The following is a 26,566-nucleotide window of genomic DNA, read 5'->3' as shown; positions in this document are numbered from 1 at the left end:
GCACTTCACCCCTTCGTGGGGTTTTGGTGAACCCTTTCGAATCCTCCCCACGTCTTCCCGCACGGGTGTTCCCCGGCGTCACTCCCGTCGGCTAACCGACGACCCGCCCGTTGAGCACCACCCGGCGCGGAGCGGTGAGCACGCGCACGTCCACGCGCGGGTCCTGCTCGTACACCACCAGGTCCGCCGGTGCGCCCTCCTCCAGGCCCGGACGGCCGAGCCAGCGCCGGGCGGCCCAGGTCGTCGCGGCGAGCGCCTCGACGGGCGGGATGCCCGCGGTGACCAGCTCCGCGACCTCGGCCCCGGCCAGCCCGTGGGCGAGGGCGCCGCCGGCGTCGGTGCCGACGAAGACCGGGATGCCGGCGTCGTAGGCGTTGCGCACGGTGTCGTAGCGGCGTTCGTGGAGCCGGCGCATATGGGCCGACCAGCGCGGGAACCGGGACTCGCCGCCGTCGGCCAGCGCAGGGAAGGTGGCGATGTTGACCAGGGTGGGCACGATGGCGACGCCCCGCTCGGCGAAGAGGGGGATCGTGTCGTCCGTGAGCCCCGTGGCGTGCTCGACGCAGTCGATGCCGGCCTCGACCAGATCGCGCAGGGAGTCCTCGGCGAAGCAGTGCGCGGTGACGCGGGCGCCCAGGCGGTGCGCCTCCGCGATGGCCGCCTCGACGGCGCCGCGCGGCCAGCAGGCCGACAGGTCGCCGAGGTCGCGGTCGATCCAGTCGCCGACCAGCTTCACCCAGCCGTCGCCGCGCCGGGCCTCCTGGGCGACGTAGGCGACGAGGTCCTCGGGCTCGACCTCCCAGGCGTAGTTGCGGATGTAGCGGCGGGTGCGGGCGATGTGCCGGCCCGCCCGGATGATCTTCGGGAGGTCCTCCCGGTCGTCGATCCAGCGGGTGTCGGAGGGCGAGCCCGCGTCGCGGATGAGGAGGGTGCCCGCCTCCCGGTCGGTCAGCGCCTGCTTCTCGGCGACGTCCGCGGGGACGGCCCCGTGCTGGTCCAGGCCGACGTGGCAGTGCGCGTCGACCAGGCCGGGCAGCGCCCAGCCCTCGACGGTGCGGACATCGGCCGCGCCGGTGGGGCGGTCGTACGAGATCCGGCCGTCGATCACCCACACCTCGTCGCGGACCTCCTCCGGTCCGACGAGCACCCGACCCTTCACGTGCAGCACCGTGCGATCGCTCATGCCCCGCACCCTAGACGGTGCCCGCACACCCGTCCGGGGCCGGTCACCGGCGTCCGCCGCGCGCCGCCGCGCGGGTGCGCAGATCGGTCGCGTACCCCGCCCCGACGGCGCTCGCGACGGCGGTCAGGGCCAGGACGGCGGTGGCGGGATTGACGTAGCCGGGGACGTCGTCGCTGGTGTAGTCGGCGCCGTCGGTGGTCTCGCAGACGAAACCCAGGGGCAGGAAGGAGACCGACTGGTCGATGACGCGGGCGGCGCGCTCCTCGTGGCCCGGCATGCGGCAGGGCGGCGCCGGCGCGGAGCCCGCGCCGCTGCCGGACTCCATGACGGCGCCGGTCACGTGGAGCAGCCCCCAGGCGTACGCCGCGACGGCGGCCGCACCGGCGAACGCGGCGAGGGCGTGCAGGACCGGTCCGGCACCGGAGCCGCGGGCGCGGCGGGCGGCGACGACGCCCGCGCCGTGGCCGGTCAGCCCGACGGCCGACACCACGGCGACCACGAAGACCAGCAGGAGGACGAGAAACACGGGGCCAGTCCATCAGGCCGGTGACCGCTTCGGCTGTGGCGGAAGCCACGATTCCGGGCGTGGGGGTGTCGCAACGGAACCCCTCCGGCGCGAGTGCCGGCGCACGCCATGGTTACTCTCGACTCCGTACGCCGCGTACCCGCGCCGCACACCCGCCGTCACCGAAGAGAGCACCGCCGTGACCCATCCCTTCCTGGACCTCCCCCCGCTGAGCGCCGGACGTTTCGCCGCGATCGAGGACCGGGTCGCGCGCCTGCTCGGCACCGGGCAGGACGTGGTGGTCATGCAGGGCGAGGCGCTGCTGCCGCTGGAGGGCGCGATCCGCGCCGCCGCGGGTCCCGGCACCGTCGCGCTGAACGTCGTCACGGGGCCGTACGGGCAGACGTTCGGGAACTGGCTGCGGGACTGCGGCGCGACCGTGCACGACCTCGCCGTGCCGTTCCACACGGCCGTCTCCGCCGAGCAGGTCCGCCGGGCCCTCGCCGAGCACCCGGAGATCGACTTCGTGTCCCTCGTGCACGCCGAGGCGGCGACCGGCAACACCAACCCGGTCGCGGAGATCGGCGAGGTGGTGCGGGCGCACGGCGCGCTCTTCTACCTGGACGCGGTGGCCTCCGTGGGCGCCGAGCCGGTGCTGCCGGACGCGTGGGGCGTGGACCTGTGCGTGATCGGCGCGCAGAAGGCGATGGGCGGCCCGGCCGGGGTCTCGGCGGTGTCGGTGAGCGAGCGGGCCTGGGCGCGGATGGCGGCGAACCCGAACGCTCCGCGGCGGTCGTACCTGTCGCTGCTGGACTGGAAGGAGCGCTGGATCGACGGCGGGCGCAGGGCGCTGCTGCACGCGCCGGCGCAGTTGGAGATGCTCGCGCTGGAGGCCTGCGTCGAGCGCATCGAGGCGGAGGGCCCGGAGACGGTGATGGCGCGGCACGCGTCCGCCGCGGCGGCCACCCGGGCGGGCGCGCTCGCGCTGGGCGGCCTGGAGCCGTACGTGTACGCGGCGCGGGACGCGGCGCCGGTCGCGACGACGCTGCGGACGCCGTCGGACGTCGACGCGTCCGCGCTGGTGGCCCGTGCCCTGGAGTCCGACCCCGCGCTGCCGCTGGCCGCGGGCGGCGGCGCGCTGGCGGGCGAGATGATCCGGGTCAACCACTACGGCCCGGACGCGACGCCCGGGGCCGTGCAGGGCTGCCTGGCGGCACTGGGTGCCGCGCTGGCCGAGCGGGGCGTGAAGGCCGACCCGGAGGCCGCCCGGCGGGCGGTCGAGGAGGCGTGGCGGCGGCCGGCCGGGCCCGACCTTTCCCGGGGATGAATTCGAGGGAATTCCCGCCCCTTGCACAAGCAGAATTCGGGAATTCCACTCAGCGCAGCTTCCCGTATTCTTCTGCCCGCTTTCTCCGGGCCTAAACACAAAGATTTCACGACGACCGAGCCTCACATTTCGGACACGTCTCCCACGGGTTACGTGATTGTGACCCGATCCACAAGCCGCCCGTTCTGCGGCTTAAATCCCCGGCAAATCGCCCCATACCGCCGCCACCTCGCGCGGAGGCACGCGCCCGCGTGATAACACACGGAGCGCCCATTCGTAACCCCATCCGGCGATGCAATTTCGATTTTCGCTGGGTAAATTCAATTTGCATGACTGCCGCGCAAGCAGACCTGCAAATCGATCGTCCGAGGGTGGCCGACGGCGCCGCCCTGTGGCGGATAGCGAGGGATTCCAAGGTCCTCGACCTCAACTCCTCCTACAGCTATCTGCTCTGGTGCCGGGACTTCGCCGCGACGTCGGCCGTCGCCCGCGACGAGCGCGGTGAGCCGGTCGGCTTCGTCACCGGCTACGTACGACCGGACCGTCCGGACACCCTGCTCGTGTGGCAGGTGGCGGTGGACGAGGCGTACCGCGGGCGCCGGCTCGCCGCCTCCCTGCTCGACGGGCTGGCCGAGCGGACCGTCGCGGAACGCGGGCTGACCACCCTGGAGACCACCATCTCCCCCGACAACACCGCCTCCCAGCGGCTGTTCACCTCGTTCGCCGAGCGCCGGGGCGCCCGGCTGGAGCGCGAGGTGCTGTTCGACACGGACGTGTTCCCCGACGGACCGCACGAGCCCGAGGTGCTGTACCGCATAGGCCCCCTGTCCGCCACCGGCTGACCGACCGGCAGTCCGGACGGCCCGGCACCCCGTGCCAGTCCGGCCCCACAGACTTCCCGGCGGACCGCACCGGTCCCCGGAGCCGTACGACCTCCCTCTCCCACCCTCACCCCACGAGGAGCACTTCGTCGTGACCATCACCCAGCCCGACCTCAGTGTCTTCGAGACCGTCGAGTCCGAGGTGCGCAGCTACTGCCGCGGCTGGCCCACCGTCTTCGACCGCGCGGTCGGCAGCCGCATGTACGACGAGGACGGCCACGAGTACCTCGACTTCTTCGCCGGAGCGGGCTCGCTCAACTACGGGCACAACAACGCCGTCCTGAAACGCGCGCTGATCGACTACCTGGAGCGGGACGGCGTCACGCACGGGCTCGACATGTCGACGACCGCCAAGCGCCGCTTCCTGGAGACGTTCCAGAACACCATCCTGCGGCCCCGCGACCTGCCGTACAAGGTCATGTTCCCGGGCCCGACGGGCACCAACGCGGTCGAGTCCGCGCTCAAGCTGGCCCGCAAGGTGAAGGGGCGCGAGTCGATCGTGTCTTTCACCAACGCCTTCCACGGCATGTCGCTGGGCTCCCTCGCGGTGACCGGCAACGCGTTCAAGCGGGCCGGCGCGGGCATCCCGCTGGTGCACGGCACGCCCATGCCGTTCGACAACTACTTCGACGGGACCGTCGAGGACTTCATCTGGTTCGAGCGGCTCCTCGAGGACCAGGGCTCCGGCCTGAACAAGCCCGCCGCCGTGATCGTCGAGACCGTGCAGGGCGAGGGCGGCATCAACGTCGCCCGGGCCGAGTGGCTGCGCGCCCTGAGCGAGCTGTGCGAGCGCCAGGACATGCTGCTCATCGTCGACGACATCCAGATGGGCTGCGGCCGTACCGGTGCCTTCTTCTCCTTCGAGGAGGCGGGCATCACGCCGGACATCGTCACCGTCTCCAAGTCGATCAGCGGCTACGGCCTGCCCATGTCGTTGTGCCTGTTCAAGCCCGAGCTGGACATCTGGGAGCCCGGCGAGCACAACGGCACCTTCCGCGGCAACAACCCGGCCTTCGTCACGGCGACCGCCACGCTGGAGACGTACTGGACCGACGGGTCGGCGATGGAGAAGCAGACCCGCACCCGCGGTGAGCAGGTCGAGCAGCACATGATCGCCATCACCGAGGAGAACCTGGCCGACATCAAGGAGTACCGGGGCCGCGGTCTGGTCTGGGGCCTGGAGTTCCACGACAAGGACCGCGCGGGCCGGGTCGCCAAGCGCGCCTTCGAGCTGGGGCTGCTCATCGAGACGTCCGGCCCCCAGAGCGAGGTCGTCAAGCTGCTGCCGGCGCTCACCATCACGCCCGACGAGCTGGACGAGGGCATGAAGACCCTGGCCAGGGCCGTGCGCGAGACCGCCTGACCGCCGTCCGACGGCGGGGCCGCCGGGCACCACCACTGCTTCCGGCGCCTTCGGGCCGCAGGTCCGAAGGCGCCGGGGACCCCATCGCAACATCCTCATCTAGGAGGCATCGCACCACCGTGATCGTCCGTTCGTTCAAGGAGTTCGAAGGCACCGACCGGCACGTGAAGAGCGCGTCCGGCACCTGGGAAAGCACCCGGATCGTCCTCGCCAAGGAGAAGGTCGGCTTCTCCCTGCACGAGACGATCCTGTACGCGGGCACGGAGACGTCGATGTGGTACGCCAACCACATCGAGGCCGTCGTCTGCACCAAGGGCGACGCGGAGTTGACCGACCGCGAGACGGGGAAGACGTACCACATCACGCCGGGCACGATGTACCTCCTCGACGGCCACGAGCGGCACACGCTCAAGGTCAAGGAGGACTTCCACTGCATCTGTGTCTTCAACCCGCCCGTCACCGGACGGGAGGATCACGACGAGAACGGCGTCTACCCGCTGCTCACCGAGGAGGTGTGAGTCACCGTGACCACGACCACGACCACGAACGTCACCGACCTCTATCCGACCCGCGGCGCCACCGAGGTGGCGACTCCCCGGCAGGACCCGGTGGTCTGGGGCTCCCCGGACACGCCCGGTCCCGTGTCGGCCGGTGACCTCCAGGCGCTGGACCGCGACGGCTTCCTCGCCATCGACCAGCTGATCGCGCCGGACGAGGTCGCCGAGTACCAGCGGGAGCTGGAGCGGCTGACCACCGACCCGGCCATCCGCGCGGACGAGCGCTCGATCGTCGAGCCGCAGTCCAAGGAGATCCGGTCGGTCTTCGAGGTGCACAAGATCAGTGAGGTCTTCGCCAAACTGGTCCGCGACGAGCGCGTGGTCGGACGGGCGCGGCAGATCCTCGGCTCGGACGTCTACGTCCACCAGTCCCGGATCAACGTCAAGCCGGGCTTCGGGGCCAGCGGCTTCTACTGGCACTCGGACTTCGAGACCTGGCACGCCGAGGACGGCCTGCCCAATATGCGTACGATCTCGGTCTCGATCGCGCTCACCGAGAACTACGACACCAACGGCGGTCTGATGATCATGCCGGGGTCGCACAAGACGTTCCTCGGGTGCGCGGGGGCCACGCCGAAGGACAACTACAAGAAGTCCCTCCAGATGCAGGACGCGGGGACCCCGTCCGACGAGGCGCTGACGAAGATGGCCTCCGAGTACGGCATCAAGCTGTTCACCGGCAAGGCCGGCTCGGCGACCTGGTTCGACTGCAACTGCATGCACGGGTCTGGCGACAACATCACGCCGTTCCCGCGCAGCAACGTGTTCATCGTGTTCAACAGCGTGGAGAACACGGCCGTGGAGCCGTTCGCCGCTCCGATCCGGCGGCCGGAGTTCATCGGCGCGCGGGACTTCACTCCGGTGAAGTGACCCGCTTCTGATCTCGGGCAGGGGCCTTTTCGTGTGGGACGGAGGCCCCTGCCCGGTGTTTTCCCCCGGCCGGACCCGCCGGATCAGCCCGCCAGCACGTCGAGCAGCCGGTCCACGTCCGCCGTCGTGTTGTACACGTGGAAGGCCGCCCGCAGGTTGCCCGCCCGGTCGGACACCTGGACGCCGGCCTCGCCCAGCGCGCCCTGCCGGTGTCCGAGTCCCGGCACGGACACGATCGCCGAGCCGGGCGCGGGCACCGGCTCGTGGCCCAGCGAGCGCACCCCCGCGCGGAACCGGTCGGCGAGCGCGGTGTCGTGGGCCTGCACGGCGTCGACGCCCAGTTCCTCCATCAGGGCCAGGGAGTGCCGGGCGCCGGTGTAGGAGAACAGGGCGGGGCTCTCGTCGAACCGCCGGGCGGAGTGCGCGAGTTCCTCGACGGGGCCGTAGCAGCTGTCCCAGGGGTGCTCCCCGGTCGCCCACCCGGCGAACAGCGGCGTCAGCCCGGCCGCCGCTCCCAGGTCCTCGGGGACCACGAGGAAGGCGACGCCGCGCGGGCAGAGCACCCACTTGTAGCCGACGGCGGTCACGTAGTCGAAGTCGTCCGCGGCCGTCGGCAGCCAGCCGTTCGCCTGGGAGGCGTCGATGAGCGAGCGCGCCCCGTGCGCCCGGGCGGCGTCCCGCAGCGCGGGGAGGTCGGCGAGCCGCCCGTCGGCGGACTGCACGGAACTGACCGCGACCAGCGCGGTGTCGGGCCCCACCGACTCGGCCAGCCGCTCCAGCGGCACGCTGCGCACCTTCAGGTCGCCGCGCGTGTACAGCGGGTTCACCAGGGAGCTGAAGTCGGCCTCCGCGGTGAGGACTTCGGCCCCCGGCGGCAGCGACGCGGCGACGAGCCCGCTGAACGTGGCGACGGACGCGCCGGTCGCGACCCGAGTGGCGGGCACCCCCATGAGGCGGGCGTACGCGGCCCGGGCCGCCTCGACGTCGGCGAACATGTCGAGCGGCTGCCCTTCCGCCGCGGCGGCCGCCGCGTCCCGCATGGCCGCGAGGGTCCGGGCGGGCAGCAGGCCGGTGCTGGCGGTGTTCAGGTACGTGGTCTTCGGGGCGAACTCGGTACGGACGAGATTCTCGAAGCTCTCCATGGCACCACTGTGCGGCCCGCGCACCTCCCCGTCCATCGCGTATTTCTACGCGGTTCCTCCAAGCACCGCTTATGCACGCCCTCTCACCTGGGCTTCCGCCCGGCCCTTCACCCCTGGGGCACCGCGCAGCCGTCCGGACCGCAGGCCTGCGCGCCCCCGTCGTCGATCAGCTTCAGCGGCGTGCGCTCGCCCCACGCCTGGGTCAGCGCCTGGGCGAAGACCTCGGCGGGCTGGGCGCCCGAGACGCCGTAGGCGCGGTCGAGCACGAAGAACGGCACCCCGGTGGCCCCGAGCTGGGCGGCCTCGCGCTCGTCGGCGCGCACCTCGTCGGCGTAGGCGGCGGGGTCGGCGAGCACCGCGCGGGCCTCGTCCGCGTCGAGCCCGGCGGCGACGGACAGCTCGACGAGCCGCTCGTCGTCGTTGAACACGGAGCGCTCCTCGGCGAAGTTGCCCCGGTAGAAGGCGTCCAGGAGCGCCTCCTGCCGCCCGCGCTCCTTGGCCAGGTGCAGCAGGCGGTGCATGTCGAAGGTGCTGCCGTGGTCGCGGTCCCGGGTGCGGTAGTCCAGGCCCTCGGCGGCGGCCTGCGCACCGAGGTTGTCCTCACCGGCCCGCGCCTGCGCCTCGCTCATGCCGTACTTGGCGCTGAGCATCGTCAGCACGGGCTGCACGTCGTCCTTGGCCCGCCCGGGGTCCAGCTCGAAGGAGCGGTGGACCACCTCGACCCCGTCCCGGTGCGGGAAGGCCGCGAGCGCCTTCTCGAAGCGGGCCTTGCCCACGTAGCACCAGGGGCAGGCGATGTCGCTCCAGATCTCGACGCGCATGTCTCGGCTCTTCTCCAGGTCGTACGACGGCGGAGGCTCTCTCCGCCGTCGTACGTGAACGTTCAAGCAGCGGGTCCCATTCCCGCCGTCAGCTGCCGTCCCGCAGGTCCGCCGGCCAGGTCGGCCGGAACTCCAGGTGGTCGTACGTCACGGTGCAGCCCTCCCCCGTCGGCGCCTGCGCCAGGAAGCCGACCAGGGCGGAGCCGGTCTCGTCCGCGTCGCCCAGGGTGAAGAGCCGTACGAAGGTCCAGCGCTTCCCGTCGAGGGAGGCGTGGAAGGCGAAGGCCCGTCCGCTCCGGCTGACCCGGAACCAGACGGAGTCCCCCTCCACGGTGAAGGAGTTGCAGTCGTCGGAGTGCCCCCGGGTGACCACCGTGCAGACGGTGGGCACGTCCGGGGAGTACTCCAGACACAGCTTGGCCCAGGCCCGCTCCCCCACGTGCACGTAGAGCACCCCGGCGTCGAAGGCCCCCCGGAACCCGACCGACACCCGCGCGATCAGCTGAAAGTCCCCGTCCGGCACCCCCAGCAACCGCGGCGCGTCGGACCCGGACTCCAACGCTTCCCCGGTCGGCGGCACAAACCGATCCTGCCGCGGCCCGGCGACCCCGGTGAGCACACCGTCGGCATAGGCCCAGCCACCGTCGGGGCCGTAGGGGCGGAGGGCGAAGGGCAGTTCGGGGAGTTCAAGATTCATTGACTGATCATCCCAGGCTCAGGGGAGGCTCTGAAGGGGCGCGGGGAACTGCGCGACCAGCCACGACGGCGCAGCACTCCGCACACGACCCCGCGCCTCACGGCGCTACCGCTCGAGAACCCCGTTGAACCGCCGAGGCAGCCCCAGCGGATTGTCGTCCCGCAACTCCACCGGCAGCAACGCCTCCGGCACCCCCTGATAGGCCACCGGCCGCAGCCACCGCTCGATGGCGGTACCCCCCACCGACGTGGACGTCGACGTGGTCGCCGGGTACGGCCCCCCGTGCTGCTGAGCCGCCGCCACGGCAACCCCCGTGGGCCAGCCATTGACCAGCACCCGCCCCGCCAGCGGCGTCACCTCCGCGAGGAGCGCCGCCCCGGCACCCTCGCCCGCCACCTCCTCGGCGGAGAGCTGCACGGTCGCCGTGAGGTTCCCCGGCAGCCGGGACAGCACGCCCCGCACCTCCCCCTCGTCCTGATAGCGGGCCACCACGGTGACCGGCCCGAAGCACTCCTCCAGGAGCAGGTCGTGCTCGCCCTCGGCCGCCAGCCGCGCCGCCGGCACCGTGAGGAACCCGGGGCTGACGGTGTGCTCGCCGCCCGCGCCCGGCGTCACCGGGGAGTCCACGTCGGGCAGCGCGGCGCGCTCGGCGACGCCCGCGACGAAGTTGTCCCGCATGCGGTGGTCGAGGAGCACCCCGGCGTCGGTGGCGCTGACCGCGTCGGTGAGGGACTTGACCAGGCCGTCACCGGCGTCACCGGCCGGCACGAGCACCAGACCGGGCTTCACGCAGAACTGCCCGACGCCCAGCGTCATGGAGCCGGCCAGCCCCGTGCCGATCGCCTCCGCCCGCTCGGTGGCCGCCGCCTCCGTGACGACGACCGGGTTCAGCGAGCCCAGCTCGCCGTGGAAGGGGATCGGCACCGGACGCGCCGCCGCCGCGTCGAACAGCGCGCGACCGCCGCGGACGGAGCCCGTGAAGCCCGCCGCGGCGACCAGCGGGTGCTTGATCAGCTCGACGCCCGCCTCGAAGCCGTGCACCAGGCCGAGGACGCCGTCCGGGATGCCGTGGCGGGCCGCGGCCCGGCGCAGCACCTTGGCGACCAGCTCGGACAGGGCCGGGTGGTCGGGGTGGGCCTTGACGACGACCGGGCAGCCGGCCGCGAGGGCGCTCGCGGTGTCGCCGCCGGGGACGGAGAAGGCGAAGGGGAAGTTGGAAGCCGAGTAGACGGCCACGACGCCGAGCGGCACCTTGTAGCGGCGCAGGTCCGGGATGGGCGGGGTGGCGGTGTCGTCGGGGTGGTTGACGACCACGCCGAGGTACTCGCCCTCGTCGACGATGTCGGCGAAGGCCCGCAGCTGGTAGCAGGTGCGGGCGAGTTCGCCGGTGAGCCGGACCGGGCCGAGCGCGGTCTCCGCGTCGGCGACCTCGACCAGGGTGCTCTCGGCCGCCTTCAGCTCGTCGGCGGCGCTGCGCAGGAAGGCGGCGCGGACGGTGCGGTCGGCGAGGGCGTCCCGGGCGGCCTGCGCGGCCCGGACGGCGGCGTCCACCTCCTCGGCCGTGGCCTCCACGGCGACCTGTTCACGCTGCTTCCCGGTACGGGGGTCGACACTCCAGACTGGTGCTGCTGCCACGCCGGTCCCTCCACGTGCTCTGCACAGAAGTTGTTCGATATACTGAACGCTGTCTCTACTGATGAATATGCTGTTCGAGACTATATCTTCAGCTTCTCGTCGAACGAAGGGGTCAAGGGCGATGTCGGCTGTCGAGACGGGGGGCGGAGCGCAGGTCAAGTCCGCGGTGCGGACGGTTGAGCTGCTCGAGTACTTCGCCGGACGCCCCGGTATGCACTCCCTCGCGTCGGTCCAGGAGGCCGTCGGCTATCCCAAGTCCAGCCTCTACATGCTGCTGCGCACGCTGGTGGAGCTGGGCTGGGTGGAGACGGACGCCACGGGCACGCGGTACGGCATCGGGGTGCGGGCGCTGCTGGTCGGCACCTCGTACATCGACGGCGACGAGGTGGTCGCGGCGGCCCGGCCGACGCTGGACCGGCTCTCCGACGACACGACGGAGACCATCCACCTCGCGCGCCTGGACGGCACCAACGTGGTGTACCTGGCCACTCGCCAGTCCCAGCACTACCTGCGGCCCTTCACCCGGGTCGGCCGCCGGCTGCCCGCGCACTCGACCTCGCTGGGCAAGGCGCTGCTGAGCACGTACAGCGACGAGCAGGTGCGCAAGCTGCTCCCGGAGACGCTCCCGGCGCTGACCGAACACACCATCACCGACCGGGAGAAGCTCATCGAGGAGCTGCACCTGGTGCGGGAGCAGGGCTTCGCCGTGGACCGCGAGGAGAACACGCTGGGGCTGCGCTGCTTCGGCGTGGCGGTCCCCTACCGCACCCCCGCGCGGGACGCGATCAGCTGCTCGGTGCCGGTGGCACGGCTGACGCCCGCGCACGAACAGATGGTGAAGGACGCGTTGTTCGACGCGCGGGACCGGCTGACCCTGGCCACGCGTAGGCTCTGATCCATGCACATCGCACTGCGCGAGGTACACGACAGCGATCTGCCCGTCTTCTTCCGGCAGATGAACGATCCCGAGGCCCTGCGCATGGCGGCCTTCACGGCGAAGGACCCCGCCGACTGGGAGGCGTTCGCGGCCCACTGGGACAAGATCCGCGCCTCCCGCGACGTGGTGCGGACCATCCTCGGCGACGGTGACGTCATCGGCAGCACGGCGGTGTACGGGGACCCGGGCGAGCGCGAGGTGACGTACTGGGTGGACCGGGCGTACTGGGGGCAGGGCGTGGCCACGGCCGCGCTGCGCGCCCTGCTCGCCGAGGTGCCGGACCGCCCGCTGTACGCGCGCGCGGCGGCCGACAACGCGGGGTCGCGGCGCGTGCTGGAGAAGTGCGGGTTCGTGACCAGCGGGCGGGCGCGGGGGTTCGCGGGGGCCCGGGGCGAGGAGATCGACGAGGTCGTCCTGCACCTCGCGCAGTGAGGACGCCGCCGATGAACGGTCGATGAGAAAGATGAGAAATCGGGGCACACGGGAACGACCGCCCCCGGCCCGTTCGTCCTCTCAGCGGGATGAACGGGATGAACAAGACGATCAGGCGCGCCTCGGTCTTCACGCTGCTCCTGGTGTTCGCTCTGCTGATCAGGGCGACCTGGGTGCAGTTCTACGAGGGCCGGGCGCTCGCGGACAGCAAGGACAACCGGCGGGGCGCGATCGAGACGTACGCGGAGCCGCTCGGGAACATCATCGTGGCCGGCCGGTCGGTCACCGGCTCGGCGCCGACGGAGGGCGGCGACCTCGCGTACAAACGCACGTACGAGAACGGGAAGCTGTACGCGGCGGTGACGGGCTACGCCTCGCAGGCGTACGCGCCGACCCAGCTGGAGGGCATCTACCAGGACGTGCTCAACGGCACCGATCCGCGGCTGAAGACCGTGCTGGACACGGTCACCGGCGCCCGGGCCGAGCCGGGCAACGTGGTGACCACGATCGACCCGGACGTGCAGAAGGCCGGGTTCGAGGCGCTGGGCGACAAGAAGGGCGCCGCCGTGGCCATCGACCCGAAGACGGGCAGGATCCTGTCCGTGGTCTCGACCCCCTCGTACGATCCGACGTCGCTGACCGACGCCAACACCGCCGGTGCGGCCTGGAAGAAGCTCACCGGTGACCCGGACAAGCCGCTGACCAACCGCGCGCTGCGCCAGCCGCTGCCGCCCGGCTCGACGTTCAAGCTGGTCGTGGCGGCCGCCGCGCTGGAGAACGGGCTGTACGACTCGGTCGACGTGAAGACCGACAGCCCCAACCCTTACACCCTGCCGGGCACCGCGAAGGACCTGAGCAACGAGAACCCGGACGCCCCCTGCGAGAACGCCACGATCCGCACCGCGCTCCAGTACTCGTGCAACAACGTCTTCGCGAAGATGGCCGTCGACCTCGGCCAGGACGAGCTGCGCGCCATGGCCGAGAAGTTCGGCTTCAACGACGCGACGCAGGACGTGCCGGTACGGGCCTACACCAGCGTCTACCCGAAGGACATGAACCGGTCCTCCACGGCCCTGACGGGCATCGGCCAGTTCGACGTGACGGCGACCCCGCTGCAAATGGCGATGGTGTCCGCGGCCCTGGCCAACGGCGGCGAGCTGGTCTCCCCGCACATGGTGTCGCAGGTCACCGACAGCGGCGGCGACGTGCTGGAGGACCACACCGACGCGGACTCGAAGCGGATCGTCAGCTCCTCCACCGCCGAGCAGTTGCAGTCGGCCATGCGCACCGTCGTCGAGAAGGGCACGGGGTCCAACGCGCAGATCCCCGGCGCGACGGTGGGCGGCAAGACGGGCACGGCCCAGCACGGCGAGAACAACAGCAAGACCCCGTACGCCTGGTTCACCTCCTACGCCAAGTCCGACACGACGGACAAGGAGGTCGCGGTGGCGGTCCTCGTCGAGCAGTCCGACGCGGCCCGCAGCGAGGTCAGCGGCAACGGCCTGGCGGCCCCGGTGGCCAAGGCGATGATGGCGGCGGCGCTCAAGGGCTGACTTTCCGGGGCCGATCGGGTTCGGTCTGCCGTACGGTGTCCGGCACCCGGGAAGCCGCTGCGAGGAGAGTCCGCCGTGGGGACAGCCGCCGACGACGACGCCGCCGCGGAGTTCCACGCCTTCTTCGAACGCCACTACGCCGAACTGGCCCGGCTCGCCCACCTGCTGACGGGCGAGCCAAACGCCGCCGACGACCTCGCGGCGGACGCTCTGCTGGCCCTGTGGCACCGCTGGGACCGGGTCCGCGCGGCCGACCACCCGGTGGCGTACGCGCGCGGTGTCGTCGCCAACCTCGCCCGCACCCGCGTGCGTACCGCCGTGCGCGAGCGCAGACGCGTGGCCCTGTTCTGGTCGCAGCGCGCGGAGCGGAGCGAGAACCCGGACGTCGCGGGCGTCGTGGACGTGCGGGAGGCGCTGCGCCGACTGCCGTTCCGCAAGCGGGCGTGCGTGGTGCTGCGGCACGCCTTCGACCTGTCCGAGAAGGACACGGCGCTCGCCCTGGGCGTCTCGGTGGGTACGGTCAAGAGCCAGACGTCGAAGGGGGTGGCCGAGCTCCAGCGGTTGCTCGGCACCCGGGCGGCGCCCCGAGCCCCTCGGCAGGTACGGGCGGCGATCGCCCGCAGCGGTGGCGCCACGGGAGGGACCCGATGACCGGACCGCGGCGGGATGCGGACGAGCGGCTGCGCGCCCGGCTGCGCGAGGCGGCCGGGGCGCACCGGCCCGACCGGGCCCGGATCCTGGCCCGGGTGGAACGCGGCAGGGCGGTCGGCGACCGCGGGCCGGCCCGTCTGCGGCTGCCGGGCTGGGTGCGGGTGGCCGGGGCGACGGCGGCGGTGGCGGGCGTCCTGGTGGCCGGCGGCTCCGCGGTCGCGCCGGCGGTGCGGGACGACGTTCCCGCGCAGCGCTCGGTCACCACCCCGCCCGGGCCGCGGGAGCCCGGTCCGCTGTGGTCGAGCGGCGCGGTGGACCCGCACAGCAACGCCTTCTGGGCGCAGAGCACCGTCACCCTGGGAACGAGCACTCCGCTGACCGCGCTCACCGTCGAACTGCGGGTGGCGCAGACCGGCTCGGTGACCTCCACCGGGGCCTGGCGGTCACTGCCCGAGAAGGACTTCACGTTCGCGGTCGACGAGCGGGACGGCTTCGTCGTCTACCGGTGGACGCTCCGGCCGGGCCGTACCGTCCCGGCCGGCGCGTGGATGTTCGCCGGCCAGTACCACCACGAGCGGGGCGGCCGGGACGCGGGCGGCGACCGCTACTCGGCCACGGCCACCGCGCCGTCCGGTTCCCGCACGGTCCGGGGCGACTTCACCCCGGGCGGCTGAGCGGGCGGCCGCTACTCCACGAAGTAGGTCGGGTTGGGCAGCTTGTACGTCCGGTCCGCGTAGCCGCCCTGGAGGTCGGAGTACTGGTCGCCGAAGTTGGCGACGATGTCGTACCCGAGGTCCCGCTCGATGTGCCGGCGGGTGCCCGCCTTGTACTGCACGGTGGTGCACTTCCAGGCGCCCGGAGTGGCGCAGTGGGCCAGGTAGGACGGCGGGTTGGCCTTGTCCTTCAGGAAGATGTGGCCGGTGTCCAGGTTCACGTCGGCGCCGACCTTCTTCAGGTTCTCGACGGCGGCGGCGCGCTGCGCCTCGCTCAGGCCGGAGTTGTAGAAGACCTCGACGCCCTTCGTCTCGGCGTACCGGGCCAGTTCGGGGCTGCCGGGGACGGCCGGGCGGTCGGCGCGGTCGACGTAGGCGGCCCAGGTGGCGCCGTCGTAGCCGTAGTTGTTCTTCTTCTCGTAGTCGAGGCTGAGCAGCAGCGTGTCGTCGATGTCGAAGACCACCGCGGGCCGGGTGCGCTGGTGGTGCGCCGCGCGGGCGGCCCGGTCGATCTGCTTCTTCGCGGCGGCGTCGAGGCGGGCCAGGTCGGCCGCGTACGGGCTGTCCGCGGACGCCTGGTAGACGCCGTCGGCGTCGAGCGTGGTGCCGTAGTAGGCGTCGATGTCCTTGGCCAGCACCCCGATGTTGTACGGCTCGTGGGTGGAGTTGGCTGTCGACTGGCCGGCGGTGGCGGCGCCCGTGCCGTACAGGACGGCACCGGCGACGGCACAGGCGGCGGTGACGGTCGCGATGCGCAGTGGTTTATGCATGACACAGGTTTCTACGCGCGTCACCCTGGTGAGCGCGAGACCCGTGGCCGGTTCCGCGCCCCTATAGCCGGCAAAAATCGCGTCAAGCAGGTCAAGTGCCGGTGACCTGCGGACCGGTCACCGCCGCCGGTCGTACGGCCGCCAGTCGCCGAGATACGCCTCCCGGGTGTGTGCGGCGGCCTGGGCCCGGGTGAGCTGCGGCCGGTTCTCCGGGACGGTGGCCGCGGCGCCGGGGCCGGTGTTGCGGTACTCGCGGAACCGCTGCTCCTGCCACGGGTGGGCGTCCCGCATGTTCGCGTACGGCGCCACCGCGTCGATGCCCGCGCCGAGGTGGGTCTCGCGCACGGTGAGCATGGGGCGGGCGGTGGTGTCGGAGCTGGGCACCCAGGGGCGGGCCAGCTTGTAGAAGCCGTCGGGGGCCTCGCTGCTGACACGGCCGCGGACCACCAGGTAGCCGCGCGCGTTGGCGCCCGCCGTGGACGGCGCGAACACGAAGCCGTAGGGGGCGGCGTCGAGGTCGGGGCGGGCCAGGGTGCGGAAGTGGCACTGCTCGTACACCGCGGTCGCCCGGCCGAAGACGAAGTCGACGTCGCCCTCGACGTAGCAGCGCGCATAGTACTGGCGGGCGAAGAGGCCGAGGTCGCGGGTGTCGGCGTAGAGGGTGTCCTGGTGGCCGAGGAAGCGGCAGTCGTGGAAGGCGGACCGGTCGCCCATGACCTTGATCGCGACCGCCTGGGTGCCGGTCCAGTCCGGCCGGTCGGCGCGCAGCCAGTCGTTGGCGAAGGTGATCGCGCGGGCGGTGAAGCCGTCGGCGCGCACGGTGGTGGTGGCCGAACCACTGGTGCCGTAGGTGCCGGAGCCGTCCGGCTTGGGGGTGCCGGCCGCGTTGTCGTACACGATGACGACGTCGCGCGGGTCTCCGGAGGCGCCGAGCCAGGTGGCCCCGGTGCGCCCGGTGTCGACGGTGACGGTCTCGCGGTAGGTGCCGGGGGCGAGGACGAGCGTCCAGCCGTCGCCCTCGGTGGCGTCGACGGCGGCCTGGACGGAGGTGAGGTCGCCGCGGCCGTGCGGGTCGACGTACAGGGTCTTCGGGGTGCGGCGGGCGGCCGGTGAGCCGTACCGGCCGAAGGGGCGCGGGTGCGTGCGGGGGCCGGCGACGGCGGGACCGGCTGCCGCGAGGCCGAGGGCGGCGCCCGCGCCGGCGGTCGCCAGGAGGAAGCCTCTGCGGGACGGGGCGGGTCGGTGCATACGGGTGCTCCTTCGGGGACGGGCGGGGTGGGCCGGGGCGGTGCGGGCGCCCCGGCCCGGTTCGGGGGGTGGGGGTCAGCGCAGCCGGCCGGCGCCCGCGCCGTGGTCGACGACGAAGGGGACCGCCCGGGACGGCAGAACCCCGGTGCGCAGCGTGGGTGTCCAGCCCGCGCCGGAGCGGAGTGCGGCGTCCGGGTTCGCGGCGTTGTGGGCCGCGATCAGGTCGACGGTGCGGCCGTTGACCCGGTTGTGGGCGGCGCTGAGCGGCGCGTCGTTCCAGCGCTTGAGCACCTTCGCGGGGCCGACGCCGGCCGGCAGGGTGAAGGCGTTGTGCTCGGCGACGAGCGCGGACTCCTTGCCGACGCCGAAGCTGTAGGCGTAGTCGTCCGAGGCCACGAAGTGGTTGTTGTAGACGTCGACCTGGCCGAAGCGGACGCGGGGCGCGCGCTCGACGAGGTTCTTGAACAGGTTGTGGTGGAAGGTCGCCTTCAGGTGGCCGCGGTCGACGGCGGCGGTGGACTCGCCGTCGCTGTTGCCGATCAGGATGGTCTTGTCGTGCTCGGTGAAGACGTTCCAGGACGCGGTGACGTAGTCGGCGCCCTTCACGATGTCCAGCTGGCCGTCGTGTTGCTGGTAGAGCATGCCGAAGTAGGTGGGCGCCGCGCTGTCGGGGTGCTCGCCGTCGGTGAAGGTGTTGTGGTCCAGCCACACGTGCGTCGACCCGTACACGACGGCGCTGTCGTACTCGGAGTTCCAGTTGCCCCGGTCGCCGTCCGTGGGGTCCCACTGCGGGAAGCAGTCCACGGGGCTCTCGAAGGCGAGGTTGCGGACGATGACGTTGTCGACGTTCTTGATCTGGAGGCTGGCGCCCTTGAGCGCGGCGCCCCGGCCGACGCCGATGATGGTGGTGTGGGACGGGACGTTCGCCTTGATGGCCCGGTCCTGCTGTGCGGCGGAGGCGCGGCGCAGGCCCTCGGGGCTGTCGTCGGGCTCGGCGCTCAGGTCGGTCTCCCGGCCCCAGTTCTCCGGGGCGTACTTCTCCAGGTAGGCGTCGAAGTCGTAGCCGGGCGCGGCGAATGCCTCGCAGCCCTGCGCGACGGCGTCGACGGTGCCCTTGACCTTGATGATCCGGGGCGCGGTGCCGTCGGCGGCGAGGGCGGCCTTGAACTCGGCCCAGGTGGAGACGGTGTAGACGTGCTCCGCGTCGGCATCGGCCCCGCCGGTGGTGCCGGTGCCGTGGGAGGCCCAGCCGTCGTTCGCGGGCAGCGTCTGGCGGGCGGTGTCCCGGGGCTGGTGGTGCCCGGGGCGGGCCTCGGCCGTGGCGGCGGTCAGGCTCAGTACGAGGGCGGTGCAGCCGACGAGCGCGGCCGCTCTCTTCGTGGCATGCTCATGCCATCTCTGCGGGCTCATGGTGCGGCTCTCCCTTGCTCTGGGGGTCGGTCGAGGTGTTACGCGGTGACCGGCGCGGGCCAGCTGATCCAGGACTCGGGGATCTCCTCGTCCAGCCGGCGCACGTCCCGGTGCGCCAGTACGCGCCCGCGCAGCAGCTCCCGGGCGACGGTCCGGGCGACCGCGATCGCGCCCGGCGGGTTGAAGTGGGTGTTGTCCTGCTCGGTGGCGGTCCAGTTGAAGTACGCCTTGGTCGCCTCGGCGCCGAGCCGCTGCCACAGTTCGAGCGAGAGCGCCTGCACGTCGAGCAGCGCCACGCCCTCCTCCCGCGCCAGCGCCCGCATCGCCGCCGGGTACTCCCCGTGGCTCGGCACGGCGTTCCCCCCGGCGTCGAACCGCCGCCGCTCCACGGGCGTGGCCAGCACCGGCCGTGCCCCGCGGGCCCGCGCGCCGTCGACGTACCGCCGCAGGTAGTCCTGGTACGTCGTCCAGGGCTCGGTGTGGCGGGCGGGGTCCTCGGCCTTCTCGTCGTTGTGCGCGAACTGGATCAGCAGGAGGTCACCGGGCCGGATCGCACCGAGGACGACGTCGAGTCGCCCCTCGTCGACGAAGCTCTTGGAACTCCGCCCGTTCACGGCGTGGTTGGCGACCCGGAGATCCTTGCGGAGGAAGAACGGCAACGCCATGCCCCACCCGGTCTCGGGCGCGGCGTCGGCGTACTTCTGCGCGGCGGTGGAATCCCCGGCGATGAAGAGGCTGCGGGGGCGCCGTCCGCCGGCCTGGGCGCCGGGGGTGGCGGCGAACGCCAGGGGAAGGGAGGAGACGACGGCTGCGGTGACCTGTCTTCGGCTGAGTGACACGCCGGTCTGCCTTTCAGTAGGGAGTGGGGCAGTCCCCCCAGGGGCGCGGGGAACTGCGCGACGAGCCACAGGCGGCCCGCGGCCCGCAACGAACGACGGACCGCCCACGGCGAAACCCGGAACCGGAGCCGACTAACCCATCTGCTCCGTCCACTCGGCCTGCGCCTCATTCAGCTTCTCGGCCAGCCCGTCCAGGAAATCCTTCGCGCTCATGTCCCCCAGCAGCACCTTCTGGAACGTCGGCTCACTCTCCGACTTGGACAGCGTGTTCCAGTCCGGCAGGTAGTACGGCAGCTGGACGATGGTCGTGGACCCGTCGTTCAGCGCCTGCGCCGCCAGCTTCGTGGGCTCGGCCTTCTGGATCCACGCGTCGTTGGCGGCCTCGGTGTTGGACGGCACCTGCCCGGCCGACGCGTTGAACTTCGAGTTCTGCTCCTTCGACGTGGCGAACTCGATGAACTTCCAGGCGGCCTCCTTGTTCTTCGAGCTCTTGAACATGCCGAGCCCGTCGACCGGGTTGGAGACCTGGACCCGCTTGCCGGAAGCACCGACCGGCTGCGGGATGCCGCGGAACTTGTCGACGCCGAGCGCCTTCACGTGGTCCTGGTAGGAGCCCAGGTTGTGGTGGAGCATGCCGATGGTGCCGGTGTCCCACTGGGAGACCATCTTGGCGAAGTCGTTGTTGACGTCGGCGGCCGGTGTGGCCTTCTTGTAGAGGGCCGCGTACTTCTCCAGCGCCTCGACGTTCCTGGGGTCGTTGACGGTGGTCTTCTTCTTGCCGGCGTCCCAGAACGAGGTGATGCCGGACTGCCCGTACATCGCGTCGAAGGCCTGGGCGATGGACCCGGAGCCGCCGCGGATGGTGTAGCCGAACTCGTTCTTGCCCGTGTCGGTCAGCTTCTCGGCGGCTTCGTAGAACGCGTCCCACGTCGTCGGCGCGTCGAGACCGGCCTTCTCGAACAGGTCGGTGCGGTAGTAGAGGACGCCGTTGTTGGCCGAACTCGGCACCGAGTACAGGGTGCCGTCGCCACCGCCGGCGGCCTTCACGGACGCGAGCATGTCCTTGTTGAGCTTGCCGTTCAGGGAGGACTCGGAGAGCCGCTCGTCCAGCGGCTCCAGGGCACCCTGGGCGGAGAAGCCCGCGAGCATGGACGCCGTCACGCCGCCGACGTCCGGCAGGCCGCCGCCCTGGATGGCGGTGTCGACCTTGGACTGGTACTCGGTGGCGGCGATCCCGACGTATTCCACGTCGATGTCCGGGTTCGCCTTCTCGAAGTCGGCGATGATCTCCTTCCAGACGGGCGTGCGGATGCCGCCGTTGTTGTCCCAGAAGACGATCTTCCCCTTGCCGCTGCCCTCGGCCCCCTTGTCGCCGCCCGCCCCGCTGCCGTCGTCACCGCAGGCGGTGGCGGTCAGCGCGAGCACGGCCCCCAGGGCGACGGCGGCGGACGTCCGGCGCCTGGCTGTGCCTTTGTCTCTGCTGCTGAGCATGCTGATCCTCATCGGTCGGCTCTCTTCTTCTGGATCGGACGAAGCGGTGGAACGACAACGTGGGGGTTCAGTGGGTCCGGTGGGGCCCGACGCGGAACCGCGTGAAGGTGGCGGTGCCGGCGGGTCCCGGACCGGCGGGCGCGAGGGCGAACAGGCCGAGCAGTGCGCCGACCCAGCGCCAGGGGGTGGCGGCGAACTCCCGGCCGACGGGATGCGGGCCGCCGCCGGGGTCGTCGTCGCCGAGGTCGTAGGAGAAGCGGCAGCGTGCCCCGGGGACCGTCTCGATCCGCAGCCGGGCCCGTCCCCCGGGTGCGGGGCGGGGCCGGTCGGCGTCCCGTTCGGACTCGGCCACCGACTCGGCGAACCGGTGCACCAGGTGCACCGTCCCGTCGGTGTCCCGCTGGAGCCCGATCCAGCGGTAGGCGTCGCCGAGCACCGCGAGCCCGGCCCGCGCGCCGGGTTCCTCGCTGTCCAGGCGCAGCTCGACCTCGATCACCGAGGGCTCGCCGGGGAAGCGCTGGGTGAGGACGCTCGGCAGCAGGCGCAGGTCGTGCGCGTCGGCCGAGCGGACGCAGGTCAGGCGCAGCCCGTCCCCGGCGTGCCGGATGGCCCAGCCCTCGCGGGGGTTGGCCGTCCACGACCACTGGCGGCCGAACCGTCCGCCGGGGAAGTCGTCGTCGGTCGCGGGCGCGGCGGGCGGCTGCGGGGGCAGGGCGGGGCGCGGGTGCCCGGTGACCGGGGCGCCGTCGTCGCCGAGGACCGGCCAGCCGTCCGTTTCCCACCGCATCGGCTGGAGGTGGACCACCCTGCCGTACGCGCCGCGCTGCTGGAAGTGCAGGAACCAGTCCTCGCCGGACGCCGTGCGCACCCAGCCGCCCTGGTGGGGGCCGTTGACGTCGGTGTCCTTCTGCTCCAGGACGACCTTCTCCTCGTACGGCCCGAAGAACCCGCGGGAGCGGAAGGCGCCCTGCCAGCCAGTCTCCACCGATCCGGCGGGGGCGAGGATCCAGTACCAGCCGTCGTGCCGGTAGAGCTTGGGGCCCTCCAGGGTGAACCAGCCGGGCAGCCGGTCGGCGTCGACGAGCACCGTGCCGTCGTCGAGGAGTCCGGTGCCGTCGGGGCGCATGCGGTGGCCGGTGAGGCGGTTCTTGATCCCGGAGCGGGAGCGGGCCCAGGCGTGCACGAGGTACGCCTCGCCGGTCTCCTCGTCCCACAGGGGGCAGGGGTCGATCAGGCCCTTGCCCGCCTTGACCAGGTGGGGCGCGGACCAGGGGCCCCGGATGTCGGGGGCGTTAACCTGGAAGAGGCCCTGGTCGGGGTCGCCCCAGAAGATCCAGAAGCGGCCCGCGTGGTGGCGCAGGGACGGTGCCCAGACACCGCAGTCGTGCCGGGGCCGCGAGAACTCCCACTCGGGCTCCAGGCGTTCCAGGGCGTGCCCGACCAGGGTCCAGTCGACCAGGTTGCGGGAGTGCAGCAGGGGCAGGCCGGGGACGCGGCCGAAGCTGGAGGCGGTCAGGTAGAAGTCGTCGCCGACGCGGACGACGTCCGGGTCGGACCAGTCGGCGTTCAGGACCGGGTTGGTGTACGTCCCCGCGGTCCCGGGAGCGGTCTCGGCGGCGGTCACGGGCTCACCGCCCTGCGTACGAGGGCGGCGGCGCCGTCGGCGTCGAGGCGGCCGTCGGCGACGACGGTGACGATCCGGCGGACCAGGGTGCCGCCCGGGGCGACGGTCACCCGGTCGTCGTGGGCCAGCGAGGAACCGACGCCCGGGTACTCCTCGGTGCGCACGAACCACGGGTCGCGCCGGGTGCGTTCGGTGGCGCCGGCGAACACCAGCGACCAGGTCTCCCCGGTGAGCGCGAGCCAGTCGGCGCCGCTGCCGTGCACCTCGCCCTCGCCCTCCCGGTCGGCGGTGAAGACCCTGGGCGCCGCGTTCTCCTTGCGGGCGCGCCAGAAGAAGCCGCCGTAGGCCGCGCCGGGGCGCCCGTTGGTGGCGGGGCTGCCGAGGCTGAGCGGGTCCGGGGTGGTGTTGGTGAGGGAGAAGGTGAAGTCGAGCGCCCAGGCGGTACCGGTGAGGGCGGTGGCCGCGACCGTGCGGCGCTCGCGCAGCAGCTCGCGGCCCGCGGCGACCCAGCGCAGCTCCTCGACGAATCCGTCGGGGTCGCGGAGCTGGAAGGCGGTGTGCCGCTGGGTGCCGTGGTTGTCCAGCTCGGTCGGCCCCTTGTCGCGGACGTAGGTGCGCCCGCCCCAGAAGTTGTGGCCCTCGACGTCGGGAACGGCGACACCGACGCCGAGGTGATGGAGGTGGTCGGCGGGGCGGAACTCGGTGACGGCCGTGCCGGCCAGGGTGGTGACGGGGTGCAGGTAGGGGCGCGGGGAGAGCCGGCGGGGCAGCTCCGGCCGGGTCACGTACCGGGCGACGGGGCGGCCCGCCACGCGCAGCACCGGGGAGTCGTGGCCGGTCATCGGGTGCTCACCTCGTCACACGGGCGCTCGGTGCGCGGCGCCCAGGGCGCGCCCAGTTCGGAGTAGAGGCAGAGGGTGTCGGCGGCGGCGGCCACGAGCGCGTCGATGCCGGGGACCACGCGGCGCCTCTCCCCGGGGACGCGGCGCCAGGCGGCGGCGGGCAGCGGCTCCGGGTCGGGGGCCCGGCGGATCGCCTCGACGACCCGCATGAAGGCGCCCGTCTCGTCCGGCGGGACCAGCAGCGGGGCCCCGGTGGTGAGGTGGTCGACCAGGTTCTCCAGCAGGTCGGTGCGGTCGTGGTGGAACTCCTCGGGGCCGTGGCCGCCGCGCTGGAGCAGGACGCGGTCCTGCTTGTACCAGAAGGTGACGCGGCCGCTGGAGCCGTGCACCAGGACGTACGGCTCCTCGGCCCGCTCCGCGCACAGGGTCGCGGCGACGGTGACGCGGTGCCCGCGCGCGGTGCCGATCCGCACGCAGGAGGTGTCGTCGGCCTCGATGTCGTTGGCGTGGCTCAGCTCGGTCTCGATGCCGGTGACGTCCTCGGCGCGGGCGGTGCCGCCGAGCGCGAGGGCGGTGGCGACGGCGTGCGCCAGCGGGTTGGTCAGCGCGCCGTCGATCACGTCGGCGCCGTTCAGCCGCCGCTTGCCGGACCAGGGTGCCCGGCGGAAGTAGGGCTCGTCGCGCACCCACGCCCCGGCTCCGCCGATGCCGACGACCTCGCCGATCGCGCCCCCGTCCACCAGGTCCCGGATGGCGGGGACCGCGTGCGAGCCCAGTGACTGGAACCCGACCTGGCAGGCGACGCCTGCCTCCGCGACCCCGTCGGCCATCCGCCGGAACTCGGCGTACGACGGCGCCGGGGGCTTTTCGAGGAGCAGGTGCACCCCCCGCCGGGCGGCGGTCAGGGCGAGGTCGGTGTGGGTGGGGATCGGCGTGCAGATCACGGCGATCCGGGCGCCGGTGGAGTCGAGCAGGGCGCCGAAGTCGGCCGACTGCTCGGGGAGTTCTCCCCCGGCCTCTTCCTGGGTCAGCGGGGTCAGCTCGCAGACGCCGGCCAGCCGGACCAGTCCCGCCCGCTCCAGACGGCGGATGTTGGCGACGTGCCAGCGACCGTGCCCGCGGGCGCCGGCGAGGACGACGGGAATCGGGGTCATCCCTTCACCGCCCCCGCGCTGAAGCCGGTGATCAGCCACTTCTGGATGAAGGCGAAGACGATCACGACGGGGACGGCGGCGACGATGCCGCCGGCGGCGAGCGCGCCGAGGTCGACGCTGTCCGCGCTCATCAGGGAGTTGAGGCCGACCGGGATGGTCTGCTTGTGCTGGTTGTTGAGGAACATCAGGGCGAACAGGAAGTGGTTCCAGGAGTGCACGAAGGCGAAGGAACCCACCGCGATCAGGCCCGGCCGCAGCAGTGGCAGTACGACGATCCGGAAGGCCCGGAACCGGCCGCAGCCGTCGACCCAGGCGGCCTCCTCCAGCGAGTACGGCACGTTCTTGATGAAGTTGCTGATCAGGATGATCGACAGCGGCAGCTGGAAGACGGTCTCGGCGATGATGACGCTGCCCAGCGAGTTGATCATCTGGAGTCCGGCGAAGATCTCGAACAGCGGCACCAGGAGCAGCGCCCCGGGCACGAACTGGGAGCAGAGCAGGGCGAGCATGAAGACCCGCTTGACCTTGAAGTCGAACCGGGCGAGGGCGTAGCCGCCGGCCAGCGCGACGAGCGTGGTCATCAGCAGGGTCGCGAGCCCGACGTACACGCTGTTCTCGAAGTAGGTGCCGAAGCCGCGGTCGGTCCACACCTTCTCGAAGTGCTCGGTGGTCATCGGCCAGGGCACGAGCGAGGTCGAGCCGGCCGGGCGCACCGCGAAGAGCAGGATCCAGTAGAACGGGATCAGGGTGAAGACCAGGTAGATCCCGAGCGGCAGGTAGATCTGCCAGCGGGGAGCCTCGTCCCAGGCCGGGCGGCGCTTCCTGGCCGGCCGCGGCGGTTCGTGGTCGGTCCGCGCGGGCGCGGGGGCGGGCGCGACGGCCTCCTTGGTGATCACTTCTTCTCGCCTCCGAACTTGCTCAGCCGCAGGTAGACGATCGAGCAGAAGAGCAGGATCACGAACGCGACCGTGGTGAGGGCCGACGCGTAGCCGAAGTCGTGGGCGTCGACGCTGGTGTTGGCGATGTACAGGGGCAACGTCGTGGTCTCGCCGGCGGGTCCGCCGCCGGTCAGGGTGTAGAGCAGGTCGACGTTGTTGAACTCCCACACCGCGCGCAGCAGCGTGGACAGGATGATGGCGTCCTTCAGGTGCGGCAGCGTGATGTGCCAGAACTGCTGGAGCCGGCTCGCCCCGTCGACCTCGGCGGCCTCGTAGAGGTCCTTGGAGACGGACTGGAGGTCGGCGAGGATGAGGATCGCGAAGAAGGGCACGCCGCGCCAGAGGTCGGCGACCACCGTCGCGGAGAACACGGTGGAGGTGTCGGAGAGCCAGCTGGTGCCGTACGAGCCGATGCCCATGTCCGCGAGGTAGCGGGTGACGCCGGTCTGGGAGTTGTAGAGCAGCACCCAGATCGCGGAGGTCAGGACGCCGGAGACCGCCCAGGGGGAGAAGACCAGGGCCCGGCCGATGCCCCGGCCCACGAAGGTCTGGTTGACGATGAGCGCCAGCGCCAGACCGAAGAGCAGTTGCAGTCCGACCTCGACGAAGACCCACTTGGCGCTGAAGACGAGGGTGCCCCAGAACACCTGGTCCTCGGTGAAGATCCTGACGAAGTTGTCGAAGCCCGCGAAGCCGTTCCGCCACGGCTTGGTGGGGTTGTACTCCTGAAGGCTGTAGTAGAAGACGCTGATGACCGGGTAGGCGATGAAGCCCAGCATCAGCAGGGCGGCCGGTCCGATCAGCAGGTACGGGAGCCTGCGCGGCGTGGCCGAGGCACGGCGCCGCCGGGGTGGCGCGGGCGGTTTCGCCACGGCTGCGGCTTGGGCCATGACAGTTCTCCGTTCTAGTACGTCTACGTCGTGCGGGGGTCGTACAGGAAGCGCTTTCTCGACGGGCAGGACGGTGCGGAGGCGGTTCGTGTC

General features: G+C 72.1%; 26 protein-coding genes. 10 read left to right on the top strand and 16 right to left on the bottom strand.

Annotation, left to right across the window (positions count from 1 at the left end; translation table 11 throughout):
* Positions 1 to 91 precede the first annotated feature (91 nt).
* On the bottom strand, positions 92 to 1,183 hold the full coding sequence (locus ACIRGB_RS24610) for an amidohydrolase family protein (protein ID WP_403868907.1): 1,092 nt from the start codon (positions 1,181 to 1,183) through the stop codon (positions 92 to 94).
* Between the two features lie 43 nt (positions 1,184 to 1,226).
* Positions 1,227 to 1,709: a hypothetical protein gene (locus ACIRGB_RS24605; protein WP_403868904.1), complete on the bottom strand. Its 483-nt coding sequence runs from the start codon at positions 1,707 to 1,709 to the stop codon at positions 1,227 to 1,229.
* A 178-nt stretch (positions 1,710 to 1,887) separates the two neighbouring features.
* On the opposite strand from ACIRGB_RS24605, the gene ACIRGB_RS24600 reads away from it, so the two are divergent.
* The 5 genes from ACIRGB_RS24600 (at position 1,888) to thpD (ending at position 6,686) form a co-directional block, all read left to right on the top strand.
* Positions 1,888 to 3,015 (top strand): pyridoxal-phosphate-dependent aminotransferase family protein, encoded by a 1,128-nt coding sequence (locus ACIRGB_RS24600; RefSeq protein WP_403868901.1) that lies wholly within the window; start codon positions 1,888 to 1,890, stop codon positions 3,013 to 3,015.
* Positions 3,016 to 3,344: 329 nt separating this feature from the next.
* Complete coding sequence (ectA, locus tag ACIRGB_RS24595; RefSeq protein ID WP_403868898.1) at positions 3,345 to 3,857, top strand: diaminobutyrate acetyltransferase; 513 nt, start codon at positions 3,345 to 3,347, stop codon at positions 3,855 to 3,857.
* Between the two features lie 130 nt (positions 3,858 to 3,987).
* Positions 3,988 to 5,259: a diaminobutyrate--2-oxoglutarate transaminase gene (gene ectB, locus ACIRGB_RS24590; RefSeq protein ID WP_403868895.1), complete on the top strand. Its 1,272-nt coding sequence runs from the start codon at positions 3,988 to 3,990 to the stop codon at positions 5,257 to 5,259.
* 119 nt (positions 5,260 to 5,378) lie between these two features.
* Positions 5,379 to 5,777 carry an ectoine synthase gene (locus ACIRGB_RS24585; protein WP_031047567.1) on the top strand — a complete coding sequence of 133 codons (399 nt, stop codon included), beginning with the start codon at positions 5,379 to 5,381 and terminating at the stop codon, positions 5,775 to 5,777.
* A 6-nt stretch (positions 5,778 to 5,783) separates the two neighbouring features.
* The gene (thpD, locus tag ACIRGB_RS24580; RefSeq protein WP_403868892.1) at positions 5,784 to 6,686 is read left to right on the top strand and encodes an ectoine hydroxylase; all 903 of its coding nucleotides are present in this window, start codon (positions 5,784 to 5,786) and stop codon (positions 6,684 to 6,686) included.
* Positions 6,687 to 6,769: 83 nt separating this feature from the next.
* Here the strand turns inward: thpD and ACIRGB_RS24575 are convergent, their stop codons facing one another.
* From ACIRGB_RS24575 to ACIRGB_RS24560, 4 genes are all read right to left on the bottom strand, one after another.
* Entirely contained in the window at positions 6,770 to 7,864 is a 1,095-nt protein-coding gene (locus tag ACIRGB_RS24575) for an aminotransferase class V-fold PLP-dependent enzyme (protein WP_403868889.1), read from the bottom strand.
* Positions 7,865 to 7,935: 71 nt separating this feature from the next.
* Entirely contained in the window at positions 7,936 to 8,649 is a 714-nt protein-coding gene (locus ACIRGB_RS24570; protein WP_403868886.1) for a DsbA family oxidoreductase, read from the bottom strand.
* Positions 8,650 to 8,737: 88 nt separating this feature from the next.
* Entirely contained in the window at positions 8,738 to 9,346 is a 609-nt protein-coding gene (locus tag ACIRGB_RS24565; RefSeq protein ID WP_403868883.1) for a DUF1349 domain-containing protein, read from the bottom strand.
* Between the two features lie 105 nt (positions 9,347 to 9,451).
* Complete coding sequence (locus ACIRGB_RS24560; protein WP_403868880.1) at positions 9,452 to 10,981, bottom strand: aldehyde dehydrogenase (NADP(+)); 1,530 nt, start codon at positions 10,979 to 10,981, stop codon at positions 9,452 to 9,454.
* A 121-nt stretch (positions 10,982 to 11,102) separates the two neighbouring features.
* On the opposite strand from ACIRGB_RS24560, the gene ACIRGB_RS24555 reads away from it, so the two are divergent.
* The 5 genes from ACIRGB_RS24555 to ACIRGB_RS24535 all read left to right on the top strand — a co-directional run bounded on the left by ACIRGB_RS24555 (position 11,103) and on the right by ACIRGB_RS24535 (position 15,228).
* Positions 11,103 to 11,876: an IclR family transcriptional regulator gene (locus ACIRGB_RS24555; protein WP_087810039.1), complete on the top strand. Its 774-nt coding sequence runs from the start codon at positions 11,103 to 11,105 to the stop codon at positions 11,874 to 11,876.
* 3 nt (positions 11,877 to 11,879) lie between these two features.
* Entirely contained in the window at positions 11,880 to 12,350 is a 471-nt protein-coding gene (locus ACIRGB_RS24550; protein ID WP_403868875.1) for a GNAT family N-acetyltransferase, read from the top strand.
* A 98-nt stretch (positions 12,351 to 12,448) separates the two neighbouring features.
* Positions 12,449 to 13,903 carry a peptidoglycan D,D-transpeptidase FtsI family protein gene (locus ACIRGB_RS24545; RefSeq protein ID WP_403868872.1) on the top strand — a complete coding sequence of 485 codons (1,455 nt, stop codon included), beginning with the start codon at positions 12,449 to 12,451 and terminating at the stop codon, positions 13,901 to 13,903.
* A 75-nt stretch (positions 13,904 to 13,978) separates the two neighbouring features.
* Entirely contained in the window at positions 13,979 to 14,554 is a 576-nt protein-coding gene (locus ACIRGB_RS24540) for a SigE family RNA polymerase sigma factor (protein ID WP_403868869.1), read from the top strand.
* Positions 14,551 to 15,228, top strand: a complete 678-nt coding sequence (locus ACIRGB_RS24535; protein ID WP_403868866.1) for a hypothetical protein — start codon at positions 14,551 to 14,553, stop codon at positions 15,226 to 15,228. Before ACIRGB_RS24540 ends, ACIRGB_RS24535 begins: the two co-directional genes overlap by 4 nt.
* Before the next feature lie 11 nt (positions 15,229 to 15,239).
* Here the strand turns inward: ACIRGB_RS24535 and ACIRGB_RS24530 are convergent, their stop codons facing one another.
* The 10 genes from ACIRGB_RS24530 to ACIRGB_RS24485 all read right to left on the bottom strand — a co-directional run bounded on the left by ACIRGB_RS24530 (position 15,240) and on the right by ACIRGB_RS24485 (position 26,473).
* Positions 15,240 to 16,037, bottom strand: a complete 798-nt coding sequence (locus ACIRGB_RS24530) for an HAD family acid phosphatase (protein WP_403868863.1) — start codon at positions 16,035 to 16,037, stop codon at positions 15,240 to 15,242.
* 117 nt (positions 16,038 to 16,154) lie between these two features.
* The gene (locus tag ACIRGB_RS24525; RefSeq protein WP_403868860.1) at positions 16,155 to 17,285 is read right to left on the bottom strand and encodes a pectinesterase family protein; all 1,131 of its coding nucleotides are present in this window, start codon (positions 17,283 to 17,285) and stop codon (positions 16,155 to 16,157) included.
* A gap of 75 nt (positions 17,286 to 17,360) precedes the next feature.
* A complete protein-coding gene (locus ACIRGB_RS24520; protein WP_403868857.1) occupies positions 17,361 to 18,695 on the bottom strand; it encodes a polysaccharide lyase family 1 protein in 1,335 nt (444 codons plus the stop codon).
* Positions 18,696 to 18,733: 38 nt separating this feature from the next.
* Positions 18,734 to 19,534 carry a rhamnogalacturonan acetylesterase gene (locus ACIRGB_RS24515; protein WP_403868854.1) on the bottom strand — a complete coding sequence of 267 codons (801 nt, stop codon included), beginning with the start codon at positions 19,532 to 19,534 and terminating at the stop codon, positions 18,734 to 18,736.
* A 132-nt stretch (positions 19,535 to 19,666) separates the two neighbouring features.
* Positions 19,667 to 21,037, bottom strand: coding sequence for an ABC transporter substrate-binding protein (locus ACIRGB_RS24510; RefSeq protein ID WP_403868851.1), 1,371 nt, complete (start codon positions 21,035 to 21,037; stop codon positions 19,667 to 19,669).
* A 55-nt stretch (positions 21,038 to 21,092) separates the two neighbouring features.
* Complete coding sequence (locus ACIRGB_RS24505; RefSeq protein ID WP_403868848.1) at positions 21,093 to 22,649, bottom strand: family 43 glycosylhydrolase; 1,557 nt, start codon at positions 22,647 to 22,649, stop codon at positions 21,093 to 21,095.
* Positions 22,646 to 23,491 (bottom strand): PmoA family protein, encoded by an 846-nt coding sequence (locus ACIRGB_RS24500; RefSeq protein WP_403868845.1) that lies wholly within the window; start codon positions 23,489 to 23,491, stop codon positions 22,646 to 22,648. Before ACIRGB_RS24500 ends, ACIRGB_RS24505 begins: the two co-directional genes overlap by 4 nt.
* Entirely contained in the window at positions 23,488 to 24,645 is a 1,158-nt protein-coding gene (locus ACIRGB_RS24495; RefSeq protein ID WP_403868842.1) for a Gfo/Idh/MocA family protein, read from the bottom strand. Before ACIRGB_RS24495 ends, ACIRGB_RS24500 begins: the two co-directional genes overlap by 4 nt.
* On the bottom strand, positions 24,642 to 25,541 hold the full coding sequence (locus tag ACIRGB_RS24490; protein WP_403868839.1) for a carbohydrate ABC transporter permease: 900 nt from the start codon (positions 25,539 to 25,541) through the stop codon (positions 24,642 to 24,644). Before ACIRGB_RS24490 ends, ACIRGB_RS24495 begins: the two co-directional genes overlap by 4 nt.
* A complete protein-coding gene (locus ACIRGB_RS24485; RefSeq protein ID WP_403868836.1) occupies positions 25,538 to 26,473 on the bottom strand; it encodes a carbohydrate ABC transporter permease in 936 nt (311 codons plus the stop codon). The genes ACIRGB_RS24490 and ACIRGB_RS24485 overlap by 4 nt, the downstream gene beginning before the upstream one ends.
* Between the last annotated feature and the right edge of the window lie 93 nt (positions 26,474 to 26,566).

Origin of the sequence: Streptomyces sp. NPDC102490, assembly GCF_044765285.1 — a bacterium.
Taxonomy (GTDB): domain Bacteria; phylum Actinomycetota; class Actinomycetes; order Streptomycetales; family Streptomycetaceae; genus Streptomyces.
The sequence above is the reverse complement of the archived record's forward strand: the minus strand, read 5'-3'. Positions and strand labels throughout refer to the sequence as shown.